This is a genomic window from Rahnella sp. BIGb0603 (assembly GCF_024808755.1).
Lineage (GTDB): Bacteria > Pseudomonadota > Gammaproteobacteria > Enterobacterales > Enterobacteriaceae > Rahnella > Rahnella contaminans.
The window spans coordinates 92,852-109,532 of the sequence record NZ_JANUEX010000008.1; the positions used below are offsets into that span (position 1 = coordinate 92,852).

The window sequence follows — 16,681 nt, forward strand, 5'->3', positions numbered from 1 at the left end:
TGCCATTCCTCTAAATTAAACCAGTGCTTGATTAGGATAATAATCACGGTTAATTGAATCTTTTACTAACGTATAGTCTATAGAGTCATTGGGGACGAAGGGGAATCCAGCCATAGGAAGATCACTTAATGAAGGATATAAAGCTTCAAAAGTTTCACCAAAACCATCGCTGATCATAGTTACTTTTCCTAAGTCGATGGTTGATGTATCACCAAAATACATGCGTATTGCGAGTTGCTTATGCTTTATCTTCCAGTCTGAATATTTTTTCTCACCTAAATTAAGAGAGCAATGTTGCAAGACGTTTTCATATTCTGATTTGGACTGCACCCAGCGTAATATATTCATCACGCCCTGCTTCAATGATAGTCTATTTCCTTCCCATATATCTGTTAATGCATCAACAAAATCTTCCTCTGTCAACATGGCCAGCATATTACCTTTTACTTCTGGTGTAGAGAAACGACATAACTCGTTGTTGGCACTAATCTTATCTATGAAATCCAGTCTGTTTCTTTTTTGTTTGAAGTATTTTGTAAGGGCTATATCTAATTTTTGGGCTGACCCATAAACTGCTCTTACAGCCTCAGAGTCACCGACCATTGTTAATAAGTTTAATTTTAATAAATAATCGAATGCATCTTCTGCTATTATTATTGCCAGTTTCTGATAGTCAGCATCTCGCAGCAAATAGTAAACATATTTAAGAAAGTCGAAGAGATGCCCTCCATCGACCTCGAAATCAATCCCTCCACTAGCACCAACTCCCCAACAAAGACCAGCATGACAGGCTATATATATTTTACCTTGGGCGTATTTTATTTCGAACGTCGCTTCAAAACCTGCACCATTTAAGTACGATGTGCTTTCACTTATTTTTGCAATCGCTTTATAATCATCCTCTTTTGTCGAGGTCATCTTCTCGGGCTCTTTCCACATAACAGAACCTGAAACCTCTCCTTTTGCTTCGACGCCTGCAAAAGCACGAATACCACCTTTGACTTCCGACTTCTCAGTAACTTTGGTTAAACTGATTTTTCTCTCACCCGGTGGCGGAGTGGGTTGGTAGTCTGAACCGCTCCCCCTTATACCTGCCGTTTCGTCTCCATCGGGTTTCTTATTTATTGTTATCCCTAGTTCCGCAGTTAAGGACGCCCCCACGCTGCTGGTAGCTACCACTTCCAGATCCAGTCGAAAATATCCCAGCACACATTCACCGCCGCCACGCTTCGGCACTGAAGGTAACCAGCCTAAGCGGTGGGGGAACATCACTTTAAAATTTGCTTTCCCTTCCCACATGGCAAATTCAGCACTGCCACTGACTTTGGCTTGTGCCTCCATATTGACAGGGTCGAATTCCAGGCTGGCACCGACACCGGCGGTATAACGCAAAAGCTGCGCACCGGCGGAAGCATCGAAATGATCTGACCCTGACTGATCTTTATCATCATGCAGTTGAAATTTAGCTGCTTTGTTCCATTTATCCGACCAGGCGAATAAGGAGCCTGTGTGGTCAGCAGGATCGACGATATCCCAGTCTTTTTTAATTTTAACGCTGACGTCTTTAAGTTGTTTATGCAGTTCTTCTTTATCGATTTTCCCATTTTTGATAAAGCTGGCTTTCCCGCTTTCTGCCTGTTCCGGTAAGTAAGGTTCCCATCTTTTACTGTTCAGGCTCGGGCGAACATAAATAACCTTTCCTTTACCGCCAGATTTGCGTATAGGCAGTACTTCGATCAATTTTTCAGTATTTTTGTCAATTTCGCTCAATGAATGAAGTTTGTCTTCAGTATCGTCAGCAGTCTGCATGGGTTCAAGGAAGTTAAGGCCACTTTTCAGATTTTTATTGGCATCAAACAGAGTTTGTTCCAGCTGGCTGTATTTCGAGCTAAGGACCGGATCTTTTGGTGCAGCTAGGCATTGTCCCTGAATATCTGAAAAGGCTTTGGCTGCGTTGATTTGTTTCTCAACAAGTCCCTGAAGGCGGTTGTTTTCATCTTCAATCGTAGTGGCTGTTTCACCATCTACGACATAATAGTATCCGGTCGAAAGCTCGAAATAGATGACGCCTTTATCTTTGGACTTAATTTGTGCGTCTGTGCCCGTCCCCTGTGCTTTGGTCTGAGCTTCGGCAATGGGTTTATTTGAATCAGTCATGTCAACTCCCTGTTAGTCATCTTCCGTGTAGAGCTTTATGCTGCCCGGTGTTGCGCCGTATACCGTTGTTGTCTTTCCTTCAGCATCCGTTCTGCCCATTATCTCTTCGCCTTTAGATGTGATTAATTTATACAGATAGTCCGGACGGGGCTTACCGGTTTTTCATCTTTAATCACAAAGAACTCATTGAAGCCTTTGGGGAACTCAACAGGTTGTGAATTTAAACTTGCGGCCCCTATTTTTTGTACGTTTGCAGCCTTGAGCAGAATATTTCCCGGAGCTCCCCGTTCAATATTGCCGCCGCTGATTTTGATATACGCGCCTGCGCAGGTCAGTACGAGTTCGGAAGATGCCGTGACGGTGACTTTTCCTTCCGCACTGGTCAGATGAACATCTTTTTTCGCCAGCGCTTCAAGGTTGCCATCCTTCTGCAATATAAAAGGATGCTCATTTGCATCGTTCATACGTAATAGTCGCTGTATTAGTATTTTCAATACTGACGGTATTGGCAAGTTTGAAAGTTGAGTTTTGTTGCAACGATTTATATCCTTTGATTGGGGGAGAGGAGCACGTTGTTTTATTGATTTTTTATAGGTTCTGCAGAATCGATAACACAACGGGCGGTAGTTCCGGCAGGGAAATTAGCGTCCTTTATTCTTCTGGATCTGCTAAATGTCAGCCCTTCAGGGAACCCGGGTATTGAGAAATTAATACCCCGCAATGATTTCAAGTATTGACCTGTTTTGTTGTCTTTCTTTGCCATTTCAGATATATTTCCCATATGGATATTTACCTACCCCCGAAAATAATAAGATTAAATTAATTAGCTATGCTTTTTTGTTGATATTAATGGTTAGCGATAATGATCTCACTCGTCATAAATATAAGTCAGTGCGAATTTATAAAGACCATAGCCAATAAAAAAGGCCATAATACCCGCGCATCCCAAAAGGAAGTGATAAGGCTTAGGGGAAAAAAATATGCTCCAGATGGAGAAAATTGGACTAATTAGTCCCAGTAGCATTCCTGCTCCAGCCATAAGAGTGGAAATAATAATACGTAAATACTCTTTTATGCTCATGGGATCTCTAGTCAATATTGGAACTCGATCTGAAACAGATAGTTATCTGTCCATTTTTTTGTAATTAATGGGAGTGTAATTTGGCCTGTTAAATAAAACAGGGGGCTTTCCTGGTAATATAATTGGCTAGTGATAATGATCCCATTCGTCATAAATGTAAATAAGTGCGAATTTATAAAGGCCATAGCCAATGAAAAAGACCAGAATACCTGCGCATCCAAAAAGTAAATGGTAAGGCTTGTGAGAAAAAAAGAAGCACCAGACAGAATAAACCACGCTGGCAGTACCTATCATCATCCCTACCCCGGCGACAAAACGTGAAACAATAATCAGGAAAAAATCTTTGATGCTCATAAGCCGCCAAAATAATATTCACAAACTTTATTAAATTTCCCGGGGTCTGTTTCAGCCATCTCGCACGCTTTCTCGTAAGGTTTTACAATATCTTCAACGAGATAATAAAGAAGATCCAAGTCTCCCATGCGATTCAGTTTTGTATACATAGCCTGATTTTTCTCGCGTAAATATCTTGATGTGTATATAGCTCTCGAAGCTTCCGCACCAATAGCTAAAAGGGCACCCACGGCCCCTCCTGAAATAAATGATGCAAGCCCCTGAGATGTAATCGCTTTTCCGATACTATATCCGGTGATTTGTGAAAATAAAAATTTCCCAGATAGGGTTCCTGCTACGTTTTTTGCAAAAGATGCCAGTTTGTTCATGTCAATATGAGAAATGAAATCATCAATGAAGGGCTGAATAACTATTTCAATGATTTCTTTATTCAAAGTTGTTCTTTTAATCAATCTGGTCAACCTGTATTTATCATCCTGATTTTCTCTTCGGTGCTCTGTATCAAAAAAGTCCCGACCCAGATAACCGAGCCCAACAGGAAAAGAAATAAATCCTTTAGTTGCTGCCTCCAAAAAACCTGAACTATTTATATTAATTGCATCCAGCATTTCTCTGGCTATATCTTTAGCACTGTCCATAGCTGTTATCCTTTAATAAGAGCGCTATTCATTCACTAAATTCCAGCGTAATCCCTTCCTCTTCATCCCAGCCCAGCGCCAGTGAAGTGGTGCGTTGTTGCCCGCTCATGCGGCTCAGCAGTTGCTGGCTCAGCACCGGCAAGATCTGCTGGTTGAGCAGGCTGTCGATATTACGCGCGCCGGTGTCCGGCAGCAGGCAGGCGGCGACCAGCGTGTCGTAGAGGCTTTCTTCGATGGTGGTTTGCAGGCCGTAATGTTTGTTCAGGCGTCTGGCGACCTGCGCCAGTTTCATCTCAACAATGGTGCGCAGCGCGTCTGCCGCCAGCGGGCGGTAAATCAGCGTCTGGAAGCGGGCGAGCAGCGCGGGCTGGAAGTGATCGCGCAGGACAGGGCGCAGCATTTCCTGTAAATCGCTGTCAGTGGCTTCCTGTTGTTCCTCCAGCAGCTGCATGATGTGGTCACTGCCAAGGTTGGCGGTCATCAGGATGACGGTATTACGGAAGTCGATCTCGCGCCCTTCGCCGTCGCGCATAAAGCCGCGGTCGAAGACCTGATAGAACAGGTTCATCACGTCGCGGTGCGCTTTCTCGACTTCATCGAGCAGGACGACGCTGTACGGACGTTTGCGTACGGCTTCGGTCAGAATCCCGCCCTGGCCGTAGCCGACGTAGCCCGGTGGGGAACCTTTCAGCTGGGAAACGGTATGCGCTTCCTGATATTCGCTGAGATTAATAGTAATCAGGGATTTCTCGCCGCCGAACAGGCAGTCGGCGAGTGACAGCGCGGTCTCGGTTTTACCCACGCCGCTCGGCCCGACCAGCAGGAATACGCCCAGCGGACCGTTTTCCGACGTCAGGCCAGTCTTCGCAGCGCGCAGACGCTGCGCCATTTCCATGAGCGCGTGATCCTGCCCGATGACGCGCTGCCCCAGGTGATTTTCAAGTTGCAGCAAATCTGTCTGTTCGTCTTTTAACAGGCTGGACAACGGCACGCCGGTCCAGTCGGCGATCACGGTGGCAACCGTGCGCACATCGACGTCAAGAGAGAGCAGCGGCGCATTGCCCTGCAAATGGCTGAGCTGATCCTGCAGGCTGGCGATCTCTTCCTGACGGCTGATGTCCTGACGGGTCTCCAGCAGTTGCTGCGTCAGGGCTTTCTCCGCGTGGTACTGCGTGTCCAGCGCGGTGAGTTGTTTGCTCAGACGATCGGTCTCCTGTTCAATCTTTTCAAGGCGATCGCCGTGCGTTTTGTTGCCCAGCGCAATATCTTCCAGCAGTGCCTGTTCTTCCATTTCCAGCGCGGTGATTTGCGCTTTCAGACGGGTTAAATCTTCCGGCAATGTATCGAGGCTCATACGGACGCGGGCGCTGGCGGTGTCCAGCAAATCGACGGCTTTGTCCGGCAGCTGGCGGCCGGTGATATAGCGGCGCGACAGGCTGACGGCGGCTTTTACCGCTTCATCGGTAATGTGTACGCCGTGATGTCCGGCGTAGCGGGATTTCAGGCCACGCAGCATCAGGCTGGCCATCTCGTCGTCCGGCTCGTCGACTTTGACAATCTGGAAGCGGCGCTCGAGGGCGGCGTCGCGTTCAAAATACTGTTTGTATTCCGACCAGGTGGTGGCGGCGATGGTACGCAGTTCGCCGCGGGCAAGGGCGGGTTTGAGGAGGTTGGCGGCGTCCGCGCCACCGGCCTGATTGCCTGCGCCGATGATGGTATGCGCTTCGTCGATAAACAGGATAACCGGCGTCGGGGAGTGCTGGACGGCGTCGATGACGTTTTTCAGGCGTTGTTCGAATTCCCCTTTAACGCCCGCACCGGCCTGAAGCAGCCCCAAATCCAGCGTGCGCAGGCTGACCGTTTTCAGGCTGTCCGGCACGTTCCCCTCCGCGATGCGCAGCGCAAGGCCTTCCACCAGCGCGGTTTTCCCCACGCCCGGTTCGCCCACGAGGATCGGGTTGTTTTTACGGCGGCGGGAGAGGATATCGACCATCTGGCGGATTTCGTTATCGCGGCCAAATACCGGATCAATTTGCCCGGCTTTCGCTTTTGCGGTGACGTCCAGCGTGAACTTATCCAGTGCGGCTTGCAGGGCTTCGTTCAGACCGTGGCTGGAGAGATTGTCGGCTTTCGGCGTGGCAGAAGATTCATTCAGCGAGGACACCGGCATGTTCAGGCTTTCCTGTTGCTGGAGCGCTGAACGCTCTTCGGACACCGCATCCAGCATCGGTTTGAGACGGCGAAGATGTTCTTCACTCAGGCTGAACAGCGGCCACAGGCCTTCGCAGCGCAGCAGTTTAGGTTTGGCGATCAGGGCTTCGAGAAGATTCACGCTGTGGATAGTCTGATTGTCGTCCTGCAAAGAGGCGGCCAGCCACGCAGATTTCATCAGCGTCTGCAAATCATCGGAGAGTTGCGGACGGGTGCGCACGGAACGCGGCAGGGCATCGAGGTGGGCCAGCAGGCTTTGCCAGAGCGCGTCCATGTCCCATTCATAACGGCGGGCCAGCACGGTGATGTCGCCTTCGCCTTGTTCGAGCAGTTTCAGCAACCAGTGTTCAGGCGTGATTTCCGCATGTGCGCGGGTCTGGCAAAGCGTCGCGGCAGCTTCCAGCGCTTTCGCGCAATACGGGTTCAGACGACGAAGTAAAACGGCTGACTGGTGTTCCATGCTCAATTCCTTTTTTGGGTATGCTACCGCCCTTAGCCTTTCCTTTGCAGGAACCCAGGCCCATAAGGTCGATGTCCGAATTATTTGGTGTTTACGAAACCGTCCGGGAAGCAGGGCAGTTTTGGAAACAACAAAAACAGCAGACGGCGAACCGTCTGCTGTAGGGAATTACGCGGTGGTACGTTCGTTCCATGAATCGGAATGAATGATGTTGCCGTCTTTGTAAGTCCAGGTGATTTTTTCGTAACGCAGCTCAATCATTTCCAGATGGTTGTGTTTTTCCATCGCAGGATCTTTGATGTCGTGCATTTTTGGTGCGACTTTCACCAGCTTGACGTTTTCCAGTTTGGTGTTGAAATACTCCACTTCCTGGCCAGCGTCGTTGATGCGGTACCATTTGAACTCAGCAGAACGCAAGGTCTGACCGGTGGTCACTGCTTTGTACAAATACGGGCTGGAGCAATCGATCTCTTTGGTAAACAGGAACGGGGTGTGAATACGGGTACCCGTCAGTTTGCCGGTGTTGTTATCGGTCGGGATGTACAGGTTGTGATCCTGTGCAACGACTTCGATACTGCCTTCGCGATCTTTTACGTCTACGGAGCCTTTAATGTCCGCGCCGCCGTCGTCTTTCAGCCACAAATAAACAGGAATTGCCATGGGTAGTTCTCCATTTCTAGGTTGACCACGTTTCAATCATTTGAAACGTGTTGGTTTGCTGCCGCCTTGCAGGCATTGGCCTGTGGCACCAGACTGATTTCGACACGACGGTTAGCCGCACGGCCTTCCGGGGTGTCGTTTGTTGCAATAGGATTGCTTTCACCATATCCCTGTACTGCAAAGCAACTCTCAGGGACATCGCCTGTATCACGCATCCAGTCGCGAACCGATGCAGCGCGTTTGAGTGAAAGAACCTGATTGGATTTATCATCGCCAGTGTCATCGGTATGGCCTGCGACGACGATAAGCCAGTCTGGTTTGGCCTTGATCCCAACCAGTGCATTGATCAGCACCTTTGTTGACCCTGTTTTGAGCTCGGATTTACCGACGTCAAACAGCGATAAGGCATCAAGACGAATGGTTTTAGGACCTTGCACAATTTTATTGATGATTGGTGGAGGTGGCGGTGGCGGTGACCAGCTGTTAATGGCAGCCTCAAGAGGAGGGATTAGTCGCATTCCCTGGTATAACCCTAATGTCATACGCATTGGTGCGCCGCTGCGTAGCCATTCGTCCAGCAAACGCGCATCGGCGCGTAGTTGCTGCTGAGCGACAGTTTTCGGAGCCGGAGGGGTACCAGTGAGACGGTTGTACAGTGCGAGATGATCACTCACACTTTGAATTAAGCGTTGGTTGTTGATAAACGATGCGAGCAGCGCAAAAAGTAAAAATATGCCACACAGTAAGCCGGCAATTCGCAACGTCTGCATCAGACGGGAAATACCGCGGCGACGGGGTAAATAGGGTAACAACGCTTCCGGCAGCGCCAGGCAGTCCGGCATTGTCGTTGGGGCTGGCGCCAGAGTGGTAGAACCTGCAACATATTTCTGCCACAAATTGTCCTGACAGCCTGTCACAGGCGAAAAACAGACAGCCCAGATACAGGGGATTAGTGCGGGAATATCGCCCTGGCGCTGTACAAAGATGTCCTGAACATGGCTCTTAAGCCAGGGAAGAAGGCTTTCCATCCAGAAAGTGGCACTTAATCTTTCCTGTACGTTTCTGGCATCCGGTTGTTGGCTCCAGACTGACAGCGGCATTACGCCAGAACCGGCTTCCCGGACCTGAACGTCTTTCTGACCTGGAGTGACTGTGTACCAACGTTCTGTTTGCACAGATGCTACATCGGGCGGGGAAAGCCAGATGCTAACCCATACAGGGGGGATACCAGCCAGCCAGCTTTTGCATTGCACAATAGCCCGGTGCCATATGCGCAGTGACTGAATGAAGTCATCTTTGTCCTGATGCTGCTCTGGAATGATGGCCAGTAACACTGAGACCTGGGCGATCAGCGCGGGGCGTTCAGATGCCAGATGTTGAGCCATCATGGACAAGTGTTCGGGCATTGCAACCGGCAAATACCAACCCTGCTGTGTCTCATGAAAAGGAACGGACGCAGAAAATAACGGGGCACTGTCACCGCAAATAAGCACAACGGCACCCTGAAAATCTTCCGGTGGAAGAACCGTATCGGCTATGTGTGCGAAAGCAACATCATTACGATTTTGTCTGCGCCATTGAAAATAACCGGCGGTACCGCCGAGGATGATCACAAGCATACTCAGCGCTACACGGCTGCCAGTTCCCAATGGCCAAAAGCCGAGTATGAGCCACAAAGACAGGCAGGTCGCCAGAAGGAGAAGTAATAGCTGTGTTAATCCACGCATTCGCTATTGGGTCCCCGTCAGTTGAGACACCATATGCACCAGGGTTGAGTTCAGCGCGAACCACAAAGCGATCAGTACGACGATTCCTGCGACCCATGAGAACCAGTAGGTTTTACGCCCGGAACGAAGGCGAGATGATCGCGAGACTATCGGCGTATCCTGGGCCGAAATAAAGGGTGGTACTAACTGGCTCAGTTTACGCACAACGTCTTCTCGGCGTTCGTCACCTTGTTCACGGTATCGACCAGAAAACCCAAGAGTCAGGGCGCGATAGAAGCAAGTTAGTACGGCTGTATCCGGAGCGGGTTCATTAAGAACCGTGCGAATGCGCTCCCATAACTCTTCGCCGGCGTTAAGCGTATTGAAGTAACGAGCCTGGAGTGGATCTTTGATCCATTTTGCGTACCCGCTATCTTGTTTCTGACGATTCAGGACGCTTTCATCCAGTAATGCGCACTGTGTGTACAACATATGGTCGCAACTAATTTCACTGAAACCAGCCTTCGACAAAGATTCACGAGCGCAATCAATCCATTCACGTGCCCGACGGTACAACGCTTCCCCGTCTTCGATTTCCTGACCGTTACGCAACTGGCTGACCATCAGCCAGCACGGGTAAAAGATTTCATCAATAATCGATGTATTCATTTTGCTCATGAGCGAAGCACCGCAAACAGTTCAAGTTTGATATCGCCTAACGATCCTGGCGTGTAGAACGCGCAGTTACCCGCATCCAGCATGGCTTGCGCAGCAGGGCTATTGAGATCAAGGGCAAAGTATTGGTTTTCAAGACGAAGCGGAATTGCTGCCGGAACGTGCGACAAGGCTTTCATGACAACACCATTCAACGCCACGTTGACCACATCTGATACGTCTTCAAAGCTGCCTGCTTTACACAACAGCGGGAACTGAGTTTGAAGAAGGTGATTAGGAATGGAGGAACGTACAGAAAGATAGAAATCAGCTCCTTCGCGAAGACGAGCGTCGTGAAGAGAGCCTGTCCAGAACTGACCTTCATATGTCAGTTCAATAGCTATCATGCGGGACGGCAAGCTGGCTTCGAGCAGAGCATCAAGCAGAGTGAACAGAGGTGGGAAAACCTGCTCTGGCGCATCATGTTGATAAAGCGGAATGTCTTCAGCTTTATGCTCAAGAGAAAATGTCAAAAGGCTACCCGCGAGCCGGACCAGTTCGCGATAGAACAGCTCCGGGTGACGAGCGGGTGCCTGATAAAGCTCTGTCAGCACGGGCTCTGCGCTGTTCAACGCATTGAGTAACCAGAACAGAGAGACATCAGCCACGGCAAAATCAGCCATCCTTTCATTACTTTCGCGGCGCATCGCCATTAGACGGCGTCGACGCGCTTGCAGGCGATGGAGCAAATCGCCGAGTTCCGTGACGACGACAGGGCTTGCCGCAAGAGCTAACATGGGTGGGATAAAGTCATTATCCGGCATCCATTGCCCTTGGGCATTACGCGTCAGACGGGTGACAGGGCAGGTCAGATATGCGCTATTTTCCTGATGAGCAAAACGGAGTGTGACCGCATGACGCATGACTGCCAGTTCAGTTCGCTCATGACCTGACAGTTCCTGTACGGTGACCCACTCCTGTTTCCAGCGGCGCGGACGCTCGCTGTCCTGTCCGTCATCCAGATTACCGCCGTTAGCCGACAGAAGAGGAAGTGCCAACACGACATCCACGTGATCACGATCTGATACCGATGATAAATCGCAAGCTGGTGGAAGACTGTCCGACAGATCGGTATCAATGAGCGTGCCATCTGGGAAGCGGACAACCAGCCGAAGTGCATTCAGACGAAAGATGGCCAATGAGCCACTGTCGAAAGCGACATCAATGACACCCCAGGGATGAGCAAGTGTCATATTTGCCACTGTATCTGCGACAAAGGCGTCCCAGCGCGCTTGTTGTTGGAACTGTTGCGGGGCCAAAAAGGCCCCGTCATTCCATAACGGACGATAAATTTTCATCGTAACTTCGTTATGCCTTAGCCTTCGGCATCTGAGATACCAGCGACAAGTTCACGTCCATGCCTTCCACCTGGAAATGAGGAATTGCATAGAGTTTCACGCGGAAGAAGCCCGGGTTATCTTCGATATCTTCAACGGTTACTTTCGCATCACGGAGCGGGTGGGAAGCTTGCAAATCGTCGCCCGGATCGGTCATTTCAGTCACCAGCGTGCGAACCCAGTTGTTCAGTTCCAACTCCAGCAGACGGCGGTCTTTCGTCGTACCGATATTTTCACGCTGGATCAGTTTCAGGTAATGCGCGATACGTGACAGCAGGAAGATGTACGGCAGACGGGCGTTGATACGGCTGTTGGCAGTCGCTGCAACGGTGTCGAATTGCGCAGGTTTCTGTGCTGAATTTGCGGAGAAAAAGCAGGAGTAATCACGGTTCTTGTAGTAAGACAACGGGATGAAGCCAAGGTTGGCAAACTCAAATTCGCGCGTTTCCGGGATCATCACTTCAGAAGGGATTTTCACCTGATTGCCGGTGCCCAAATCGTAAAGATGGATCGGCAACTCTGTTACTGCACCGCCAGCCTGCGGACCACGGATCTGCACGCACCAGCCATTTTTGATGAAGCTTTTGATCATGTTTGCGGCAAAGGCAAACGAAGCGTTAGTCCACAGATACTTATCGTGATCCGGGCCTTTTACTTCTTCGACGTAGTTGAAGCTGCGGACAGGGACGGTGTCCGGGCCGTAAGGCAGACGGCCAAGTACGCGCGGCATCGTCAAACCGATATAGCGGGAGTCGTCAGATTCGCGGAAGTGTTTCCATTTGATGTATTCCGCACGGTCGAAGTAGTTGCCGATATCTTTAATGGCAGCCACTTCTTCCATGGAATCTTTCATGAAGAATTTAGGGCCGACGGAGCCGATGAACGGCATATGTGCCGCAGCAGAGACTTTAGAAATATTACGCAGCAACGCCATGTCTTGCGTTGAAGCATCAAATTCGTAGTTAGAAATCACAGAACCGATCGGTTCGCCGCCGGGCGTATCATATTCCTGAATGTAAGTATGACGGTACAGACCGCTCTGGATAATTTCAGGGCAATCTTCGAAGTCCTGACGCAGGTCTTCTTTAGAGATATCCAGCAACTCGATTCTGACGTTCTGGCGGAAATCGGTACGATCAATCAGGAATTTAAGACCACGCCAGCCTGACTCGATCCGCTGAAACTCAGGGTGATGCATGACTTCGTCAAGCTGACGACTGATCTGATCGTCAAGATCGGCGATGTGGTGATCGAGCAGGGTTTTATCCAGGCGTTCAACGGTCTGGCCAGAAAGTTTCAGGCGTTCCAGGAAGACCTGAACAGCGGCTGTGACGCGCTGGTCGGCAGTGACGTCCGCCAGTGCGGAAGTATCTTGAAAATCATTCAAGTCACCCAGCGAAGAGACGGGTTTGAGGTTGATTTTATCAAACAGGGAACTGTAAACAGTGTTTGCTTCAGTACGTTCCAGAACAGTAGTCTGATGGGAAGAAGCATTTTCGTTATTAACTGACATAAGCATTATCTCGCATTAATCCATTAATTGGAGGCGGTTACGCCTTCGGCGCCAGAGCATCCAGTTCATTGCGCAATTCGTTGCTCAGTGACGGATCTTTCAGGATGGTTTCGAGTTCTTTACGGAAGGTCGCGTTGTCGAGCAGATTTGATTTGAGGTCACGTAACAGATTACGCATTGACAGCATGGCGCGGAGTTGTGGGATCTGTCGGGCAACTTGCTCCGGCTCAAAATCTTTCATGTCATTAAAGTTGAGAGAGATATCTTCCTGGCTGTGATCGCCAGCTAGCGTATTTTCAACGATCAGATTCAGGGAAGGGCTGAATTCAGCCAGCACGCTATTAAAGTTATTCTTATTAATGTTGATTTTTTCGCGTTCTGATAACGGGCGAGTTTCTTTTCCGTTACTGTAATCGCCCATTACCATTAGCTTTAACGGTAATTCGGCTTTTTTTAGTAGTCCACCGGTGTGCAGGTCAAGCTTGATATTAACGCGCGCTTTCGGAATCTCATTCTGGAAGCTATTAGACATGGGTAACCTTCTGCATATTGTCTGGAGTGGGAATATCTCATTTTGCGACACGCAGAAACGTAGAGCGCTGCTTCCTGCAAGGCCACAAACGGGTTCAGTTAACGAGTTAATAAAAAGACGCAGGTAGCGGATGCATTTAAATAAGCGCCTTGTTTCGTCATGATATTCCTTAACTCAAATTAATCAATACAGAAAATGCGCTCGTTACCGAGGTTTTATCCTATTTTTCATCGATGAACAGGCCTTTTGAGTTGGCTGGCAACATTCTTTTTTCTCTTGAATCCCTTGAGCCACTGGGGGTGCAGGTAAATAGCTGCTATTGTCATTAAGGGAGGGAGATTAATTTTACCAGATGACATAATCGCATAGAAATTTGTTTTTTATATTTAACTTATGAATGAATAGGATTTTTATTTAAGATTTTTCTATGGGTTTAGGCTTTTTATTATAATAAGTGAGGGTTGCCTTCCTGTTTTTATATCTTAGGGGGGTGTTATCGTGAAAAACTTAAGTCATTTGGGATGTGGAAAGAAAATTCTGAATAATTTACAGAAAATTTCTTAAAATACTGAATGGAATGATTATAAATTCCCATTAACACTACTTACGGATACTTCCTTTGTTTTGCTATAGAAAATGTGTTTCATCGTTTGCCCCTGAGAATGTGACGCTGCCTTATCAGAGCTAAAAGCCTGTTAGCTGGCGAGGCCGGAATGATTTCCGGTAATAGTTATGTGATCTATTTATCGTTGAGAATACGCATAATGGCTGAATTATGTTTGACAGCATAAGGGCCGGGCATATATTCCTTGCCAGTCTGGGCAAAACCCGGTTGCGGCAAGGCGGTAAAAAAGCGCGTCACGTTGCGCAGGAAATAATCCGTGCCGCCGGGCAGCGGGCTATAAACCGTCCAGCGGCAATGCATCCAGCGGTTTGACTTCCCGCAGCACGAACGAAGTCTGCATCTCTTTAATCCCCGGTAAACGCCGCACGACTTCCATCGCAAAACTGGAAAAACTGTCGAGATCTTTCGCCACCACCTGCAACAAAAAATCTGCGTCACCGGCAATTGCATAACAGGCAATCACTGGCGGCAACGCGCCTACCTGCTGCTCAAAACGCTGTGCATCTTCCTCGCTGTGGCTGTCGATTTTCACGCGAATAAACGCCAGCAGTCCGAGGCCGATTTTTTTTCTGTCGATATTGGCCTGATAACCGGTGATCACGCCGTTCTCTTCCAGTTGTTTCATCCGCCGCCAGCAGGGCGACGCCGCCATGCCGGCTTTTTCGGCCAGCTCCTGGTTGGTCATGCGCCCCGATTTTTGAAGTTGCCTGAGAATGCGAATGTCTGCCGGTAAAATTTCTGATGTGGACATAATTTGCCTGTTATTGAGTGCTTTCGGAAAGGAATGACCGGATTAGGGCATTTTACAGCGATAAAAGAAAGCACCTTTCAGCCGCAGGCGGTTATGATTTTTGCATCCATAACGATGAAAAGGGCGCAAACATGGCAGACACTCTCCGGGTGGCAATTATCCTCAATCCTGAGCTTCCGCACGGTTTACTGGCGAATACGGCGGGAGTGATTGGTATCGGTCTGGCGGCAAAATTTCCGATGCTGGCAGGCCATTCGCTGTGTGATGCAAGAGGGGTGAGCACTGACGTTATCTCGAAATATCCGCTGCCAATTTTACAGGCGACGCCGGATCACATTAAGGCACTGATGTTTAAAGCGCTTGAAGCGAAAGGGGAGTGCAGTGTTGTGCCATTCCCGGTATTTGCCCGCACGATGCATACGTTTGAGGAATACGAACAAGCTTTCCCGTTGCGGGATTTATACGATGAAGTGCTGGATGGCGTCGGTTTTGTCGGGCCGGAGAAGTGGATTAAATCGCTGACAGGAAATCTGAAATTGTTACGTTAAACAAAAAAGCCCGAATGCAGGGATCGCATTTGGGCTTTTTTTTGAAACATTCTTACCGAATCAGCTCGTAATTTTCAGCTGCGGGTAGCGTTTGAAAATCGTCAGACACCAGCCAAACGCGATACACCCGAGAAGGCCACCGGCATAACCGACGTTGCTCATTTCAAGATGCAAACTCACCTGATTACCAATCAGCGCGCCCGCGCCGATGCCGATATTGTAGATGCCGGAAAGCAGTGACATCGAAACGTCGGTCGCATCGGTCGCCAGTGCCAGCACGCGCACCTGCATCGCCAGGCCGATAATCATCATTGCCAGCCCCCAGATGACGCAAAGTATTGAAATAGCGACCGGATTCATCGCCGCGACAAACAGTAACAACATGCTGAGCGTCACCATCAGAATAGGCCCGCTGAGCATGGCGGCCGGGAAACGGTTACCGAGCACGCTGAAAAGGATACTGCCGAAAATCCCTGCACCGCCGAAGATCAGCAGCAGAAACGTGGTGAAGTTTTCACCCATATTCGCGACGGTCTGGATAAACGGCTCGATATAGCTGTACGCCGTATAGTGAGCAGTCACTATCAGCGCGGTCAGGACATACATCCCTACCAGCGCCGGACGTCGGAATAACATCGGTACGCTTTTCAGCGAACCGGTATGCTCACTTGGCAGCGGCGGCAGCAATTTAATCAGGCAAATCAGCGTCAGCAGCGCGACGACGCCGATGCTCATGAACGTGGTGCGCCAGCCGAGATACTGACCAATCAGACGCCCGAGCGGCAGCCCGAGCACCATCGCCAGCGCGGTGCCGGTGGCTAACATACTCAGCGCTTGCGTTTTTTTACCGGCCGGGGCGACACGGATCGCCAGCGAGGCCGTAATCGACCAGAAAATGGCGTGGGCGAGGGCGATACCGACGCGTGACGCGACCAGACTCCAGAAATCCCAGGCGACGACGGATAAAATGTGGCTGACGATAAACAGGATAAAAATCGCGATCAGTAGACGCTTTCGCTCAACGTTACGGGTCAGCAGCATCAGTGGCAGCGACATCAGCGCGACGACCCATGCATAGATGGTGAGCATCAGGCCGACCTGCGCCGTCTGCATATTGAAACTGGCGGCGATGTCGGAAAGCAGCCCGACAGGCACAAATTCAGTGGTGTTGAAGATGAACGCGGCTATAGCCATCATCACAACGCGAAGCCATGCTGTCCTGCGCGAAACGGTATCTGATTGCATTGAAATTTATGACTTTTTAAGAAGGTGTAAAGATCAGGCCTCCGACGCGGAAGGCCTTCTGAAGGCATAGTGTGTTTTATTTGTTCTAAAAATGAAACAGAAAATTGGCCTAACAGATAAATGTTTTGGGGACAATTTTAGTTATGGCA

General features: G+C 49.4%; 13 protein-coding genes. 1 reads left to right on the top strand and 12 read right to left on the bottom strand.

The features are described from left to right. Window positions 1-15: 15 nt before the first annotated feature. The 11 genes from M2403_RS19870 to M2403_RS19920 all read right to left on the bottom strand — a co-directional run bounded on the left by M2403_RS19870 (window position 16) and on the right by M2403_RS19920 (window position 14,739). The gene (locus tag M2403_RS19870; RefSeq protein WP_259230646.1) at window positions 16-2,157 is read right to left on the bottom strand and encodes a hypothetical protein; all 2,142 of its coding nucleotides are present in this window, start codon (window positions 2,155-2,157) and stop codon (window positions 16-18) included. A 122-nt stretch (window positions 2,158-2,279) separates the two neighbouring features. Next, the gene (locus M2403_RS19875; RefSeq protein WP_259230648.1) at window positions 2,280-2,621 is read right to left on the bottom strand and encodes a DUF2345 domain-containing protein; all 342 of its coding nucleotides are present in this window, start codon (window positions 2,619-2,621) and stop codon (window positions 2,280-2,282) included. Window positions 2,622-3,588: 967 nt separating this feature from the next. After that, on the bottom strand, window positions 3,589-4,230 hold the full coding sequence (locus M2403_RS19880) for a hypothetical protein (protein WP_259230651.1): 642 nt from the start codon (window positions 4,228-4,230) through the stop codon (window positions 3,589-3,591). Between the two features lie 28 nt (window positions 4,231-4,258). Next, entirely contained in the window at window positions 4,259-6,901 is a 2,643-nt protein-coding gene (tssH, locus tag M2403_RS19885) for a type VI secretion system ATPase TssH (RefSeq protein WP_259230653.1), read from the bottom strand. 168 nt (window positions 6,902-7,069) lie between these two features. After that, complete coding sequence (locus tag M2403_RS19890) at window positions 7,070-7,561, bottom strand: Hcp family type VI secretion system effector (protein WP_165061641.1); 492 nt, start codon at window positions 7,559-7,561, stop codon at window positions 7,070-7,072. Between the two features lie 32 nt (window positions 7,562-7,593). Then, window positions 7,594-9,288, bottom strand: a complete 1,695-nt coding sequence (locus M2403_RS19895; protein ID WP_259230654.1) for an OmpA family protein — start codon at window positions 9,286-9,288, stop codon at window positions 7,594-7,596. Window positions 9,289-9,291: 3 nt separating this feature from the next. Beyond that, window positions 9,292-9,945, bottom strand: a complete 654-nt coding sequence (tssL, locus tag M2403_RS19900; protein WP_165061647.1) for a type VI secretion system protein TssL, short form — start codon at window positions 9,943-9,945, stop codon at window positions 9,292-9,294. Then, window positions 9,942-11,279 carry a type VI secretion system baseplate subunit TssK gene (tssK, locus tag M2403_RS19905; RefSeq protein WP_217152284.1) on the bottom strand — a complete coding sequence of 446 codons (1,338 nt, stop codon included), beginning with the start codon at window positions 11,277-11,279 and terminating at the stop codon, window positions 9,942-9,944. The genes tssL and tssK overlap by 4 nt, the downstream gene beginning before the upstream one ends. A 10-nt stretch (window positions 11,280-11,289) precedes the next feature. After that, window positions 11,290-12,837: a type VI secretion system contractile sheath large subunit gene (tssC, locus tag M2403_RS19910; protein WP_152325390.1), complete on the bottom strand. Its 1,548-nt coding sequence runs from the start codon at window positions 12,835-12,837 to the stop codon at window positions 11,290-11,292. 31 nt (window positions 12,838-12,868) lie between these two features. Continuing rightward, window positions 12,869-13,363 carry a type VI secretion system contractile sheath small subunit gene (gene tssB, locus M2403_RS19915; RefSeq protein ID WP_152325391.1) on the bottom strand — a complete coding sequence of 165 codons (495 nt, stop codon included), beginning with the start codon at window positions 13,361-13,363 and terminating at the stop codon, window positions 12,869-12,871. A gap of 899 nt (window positions 13,364-14,262) precedes the next feature. Next, window positions 14,263-14,739 carry an Lrp/AsnC family transcriptional regulator gene (locus M2403_RS19920; protein WP_152325392.1) on the bottom strand — a complete coding sequence of 159 codons (477 nt, stop codon included), beginning with the start codon at window positions 14,737-14,739 and terminating at the stop codon, window positions 14,263-14,265. Between the two features lie 131 nt (window positions 14,740-14,870). On the opposite strand from M2403_RS19920, the gene M2403_RS19925 reads away from it, so the two are divergent. Then, window positions 14,871-15,287: a DUF2000 domain-containing protein gene (locus tag M2403_RS19925; protein ID WP_152325393.1), complete on the top strand. Its 417-nt coding sequence runs from the start codon at window positions 14,871-14,873 to the stop codon at window positions 15,285-15,287. 60 nt (window positions 15,288-15,347) lie between these two features. Here M2403_RS19925 and M2403_RS19930 read toward each other — a convergent pair whose 3' ends face one another. Then, window positions 15,348-16,532 (bottom strand): sugar transporter, encoded by a 1,185-nt coding sequence (locus tag M2403_RS19930; RefSeq protein ID WP_259230657.1) that lies wholly within the window; start codon window positions 16,530-16,532, stop codon window positions 15,348-15,350. Between the last annotated feature and the right edge of the window lie 149 nt (window positions 16,533-16,681).

Coding starts and splice junctions, on each gene's coding strand:
- M2403_RS19870 (WP_259230646.1), bottom strand. CDS start 2,157: ATGACTGATTCAAATAAACCCATTGCCGAAGCTCAGACCAAAGCACAG.
- M2403_RS19875 (WP_259230648.1), bottom strand. CDS start 2,621: ATGAACGATGCAAATGAGCATCCTTTTATATTGCAGAAGGATGGCAAC.
- M2403_RS19880 (WP_259230651.1), bottom strand. CDS start 4,230: ATGGACAGTGCTAAAGATATAGCCAGAGAAATGCTGGATGCAATTAAT.
- tssH (WP_259230653.1), bottom strand. CDS start 6,901: ATGGAACACCAGTCAGCCGTTTTACTTCGTCGTCTGAACCCGTATTGC.
- M2403_RS19890 (WP_165061641.1), bottom strand. CDS start 7,561: ATGGCAATTCCTGTTTATTTGTGGCTGAAAGACGACGGCGGCGCGGAC.
- M2403_RS19895 (WP_259230654.1), bottom strand. CDS start 9,288: ATGCGTGGATTAACACAGCTATTACTTCTCCTTCTGGCGACCTGCCTG.
- tssL (WP_165061647.1), bottom strand. CDS start 9,945: ATGAGCAAAATGAATACATCGATTATTGATGAAATCTTTTACCCGTGC.
- tssK (WP_217152284.1), bottom strand. CDS start 11,279: ATGAAAATTTATCGTCCGTTATGGAATGACGGGGCCTTTTTGGCCCCG.
- tssC (WP_152325390.1), bottom strand. CDS start 12,837: ATGCTTATGTCAGTTAATAACGAAAATGCTTCTTCCCATCAGACTACT.
- tssB (WP_152325391.1), bottom strand. CDS start 13,363: ATGTCTAATAGCTTCCAGAATGAGATTCCGAAAGCGCGCGTTAATATC.
- M2403_RS19920 (WP_152325392.1), bottom strand. CDS start 14,739: ATGTCCACATCAGAAATTTTACCGGCAGACATTCGCATTCTCAGGCAA.
- M2403_RS19925 (WP_152325393.1), top strand. CDS start 14,871: ATGGCAGACACTCTCCGGGTGGCAATTATCCTCAATCCTGAGCTTCCG.
- M2403_RS19930 (WP_259230657.1), bottom strand. CDS start 16,532: ATGCAATCAGATACCGTTTCGCGCAGGACAGCATGGCTTCGCGTTGTG.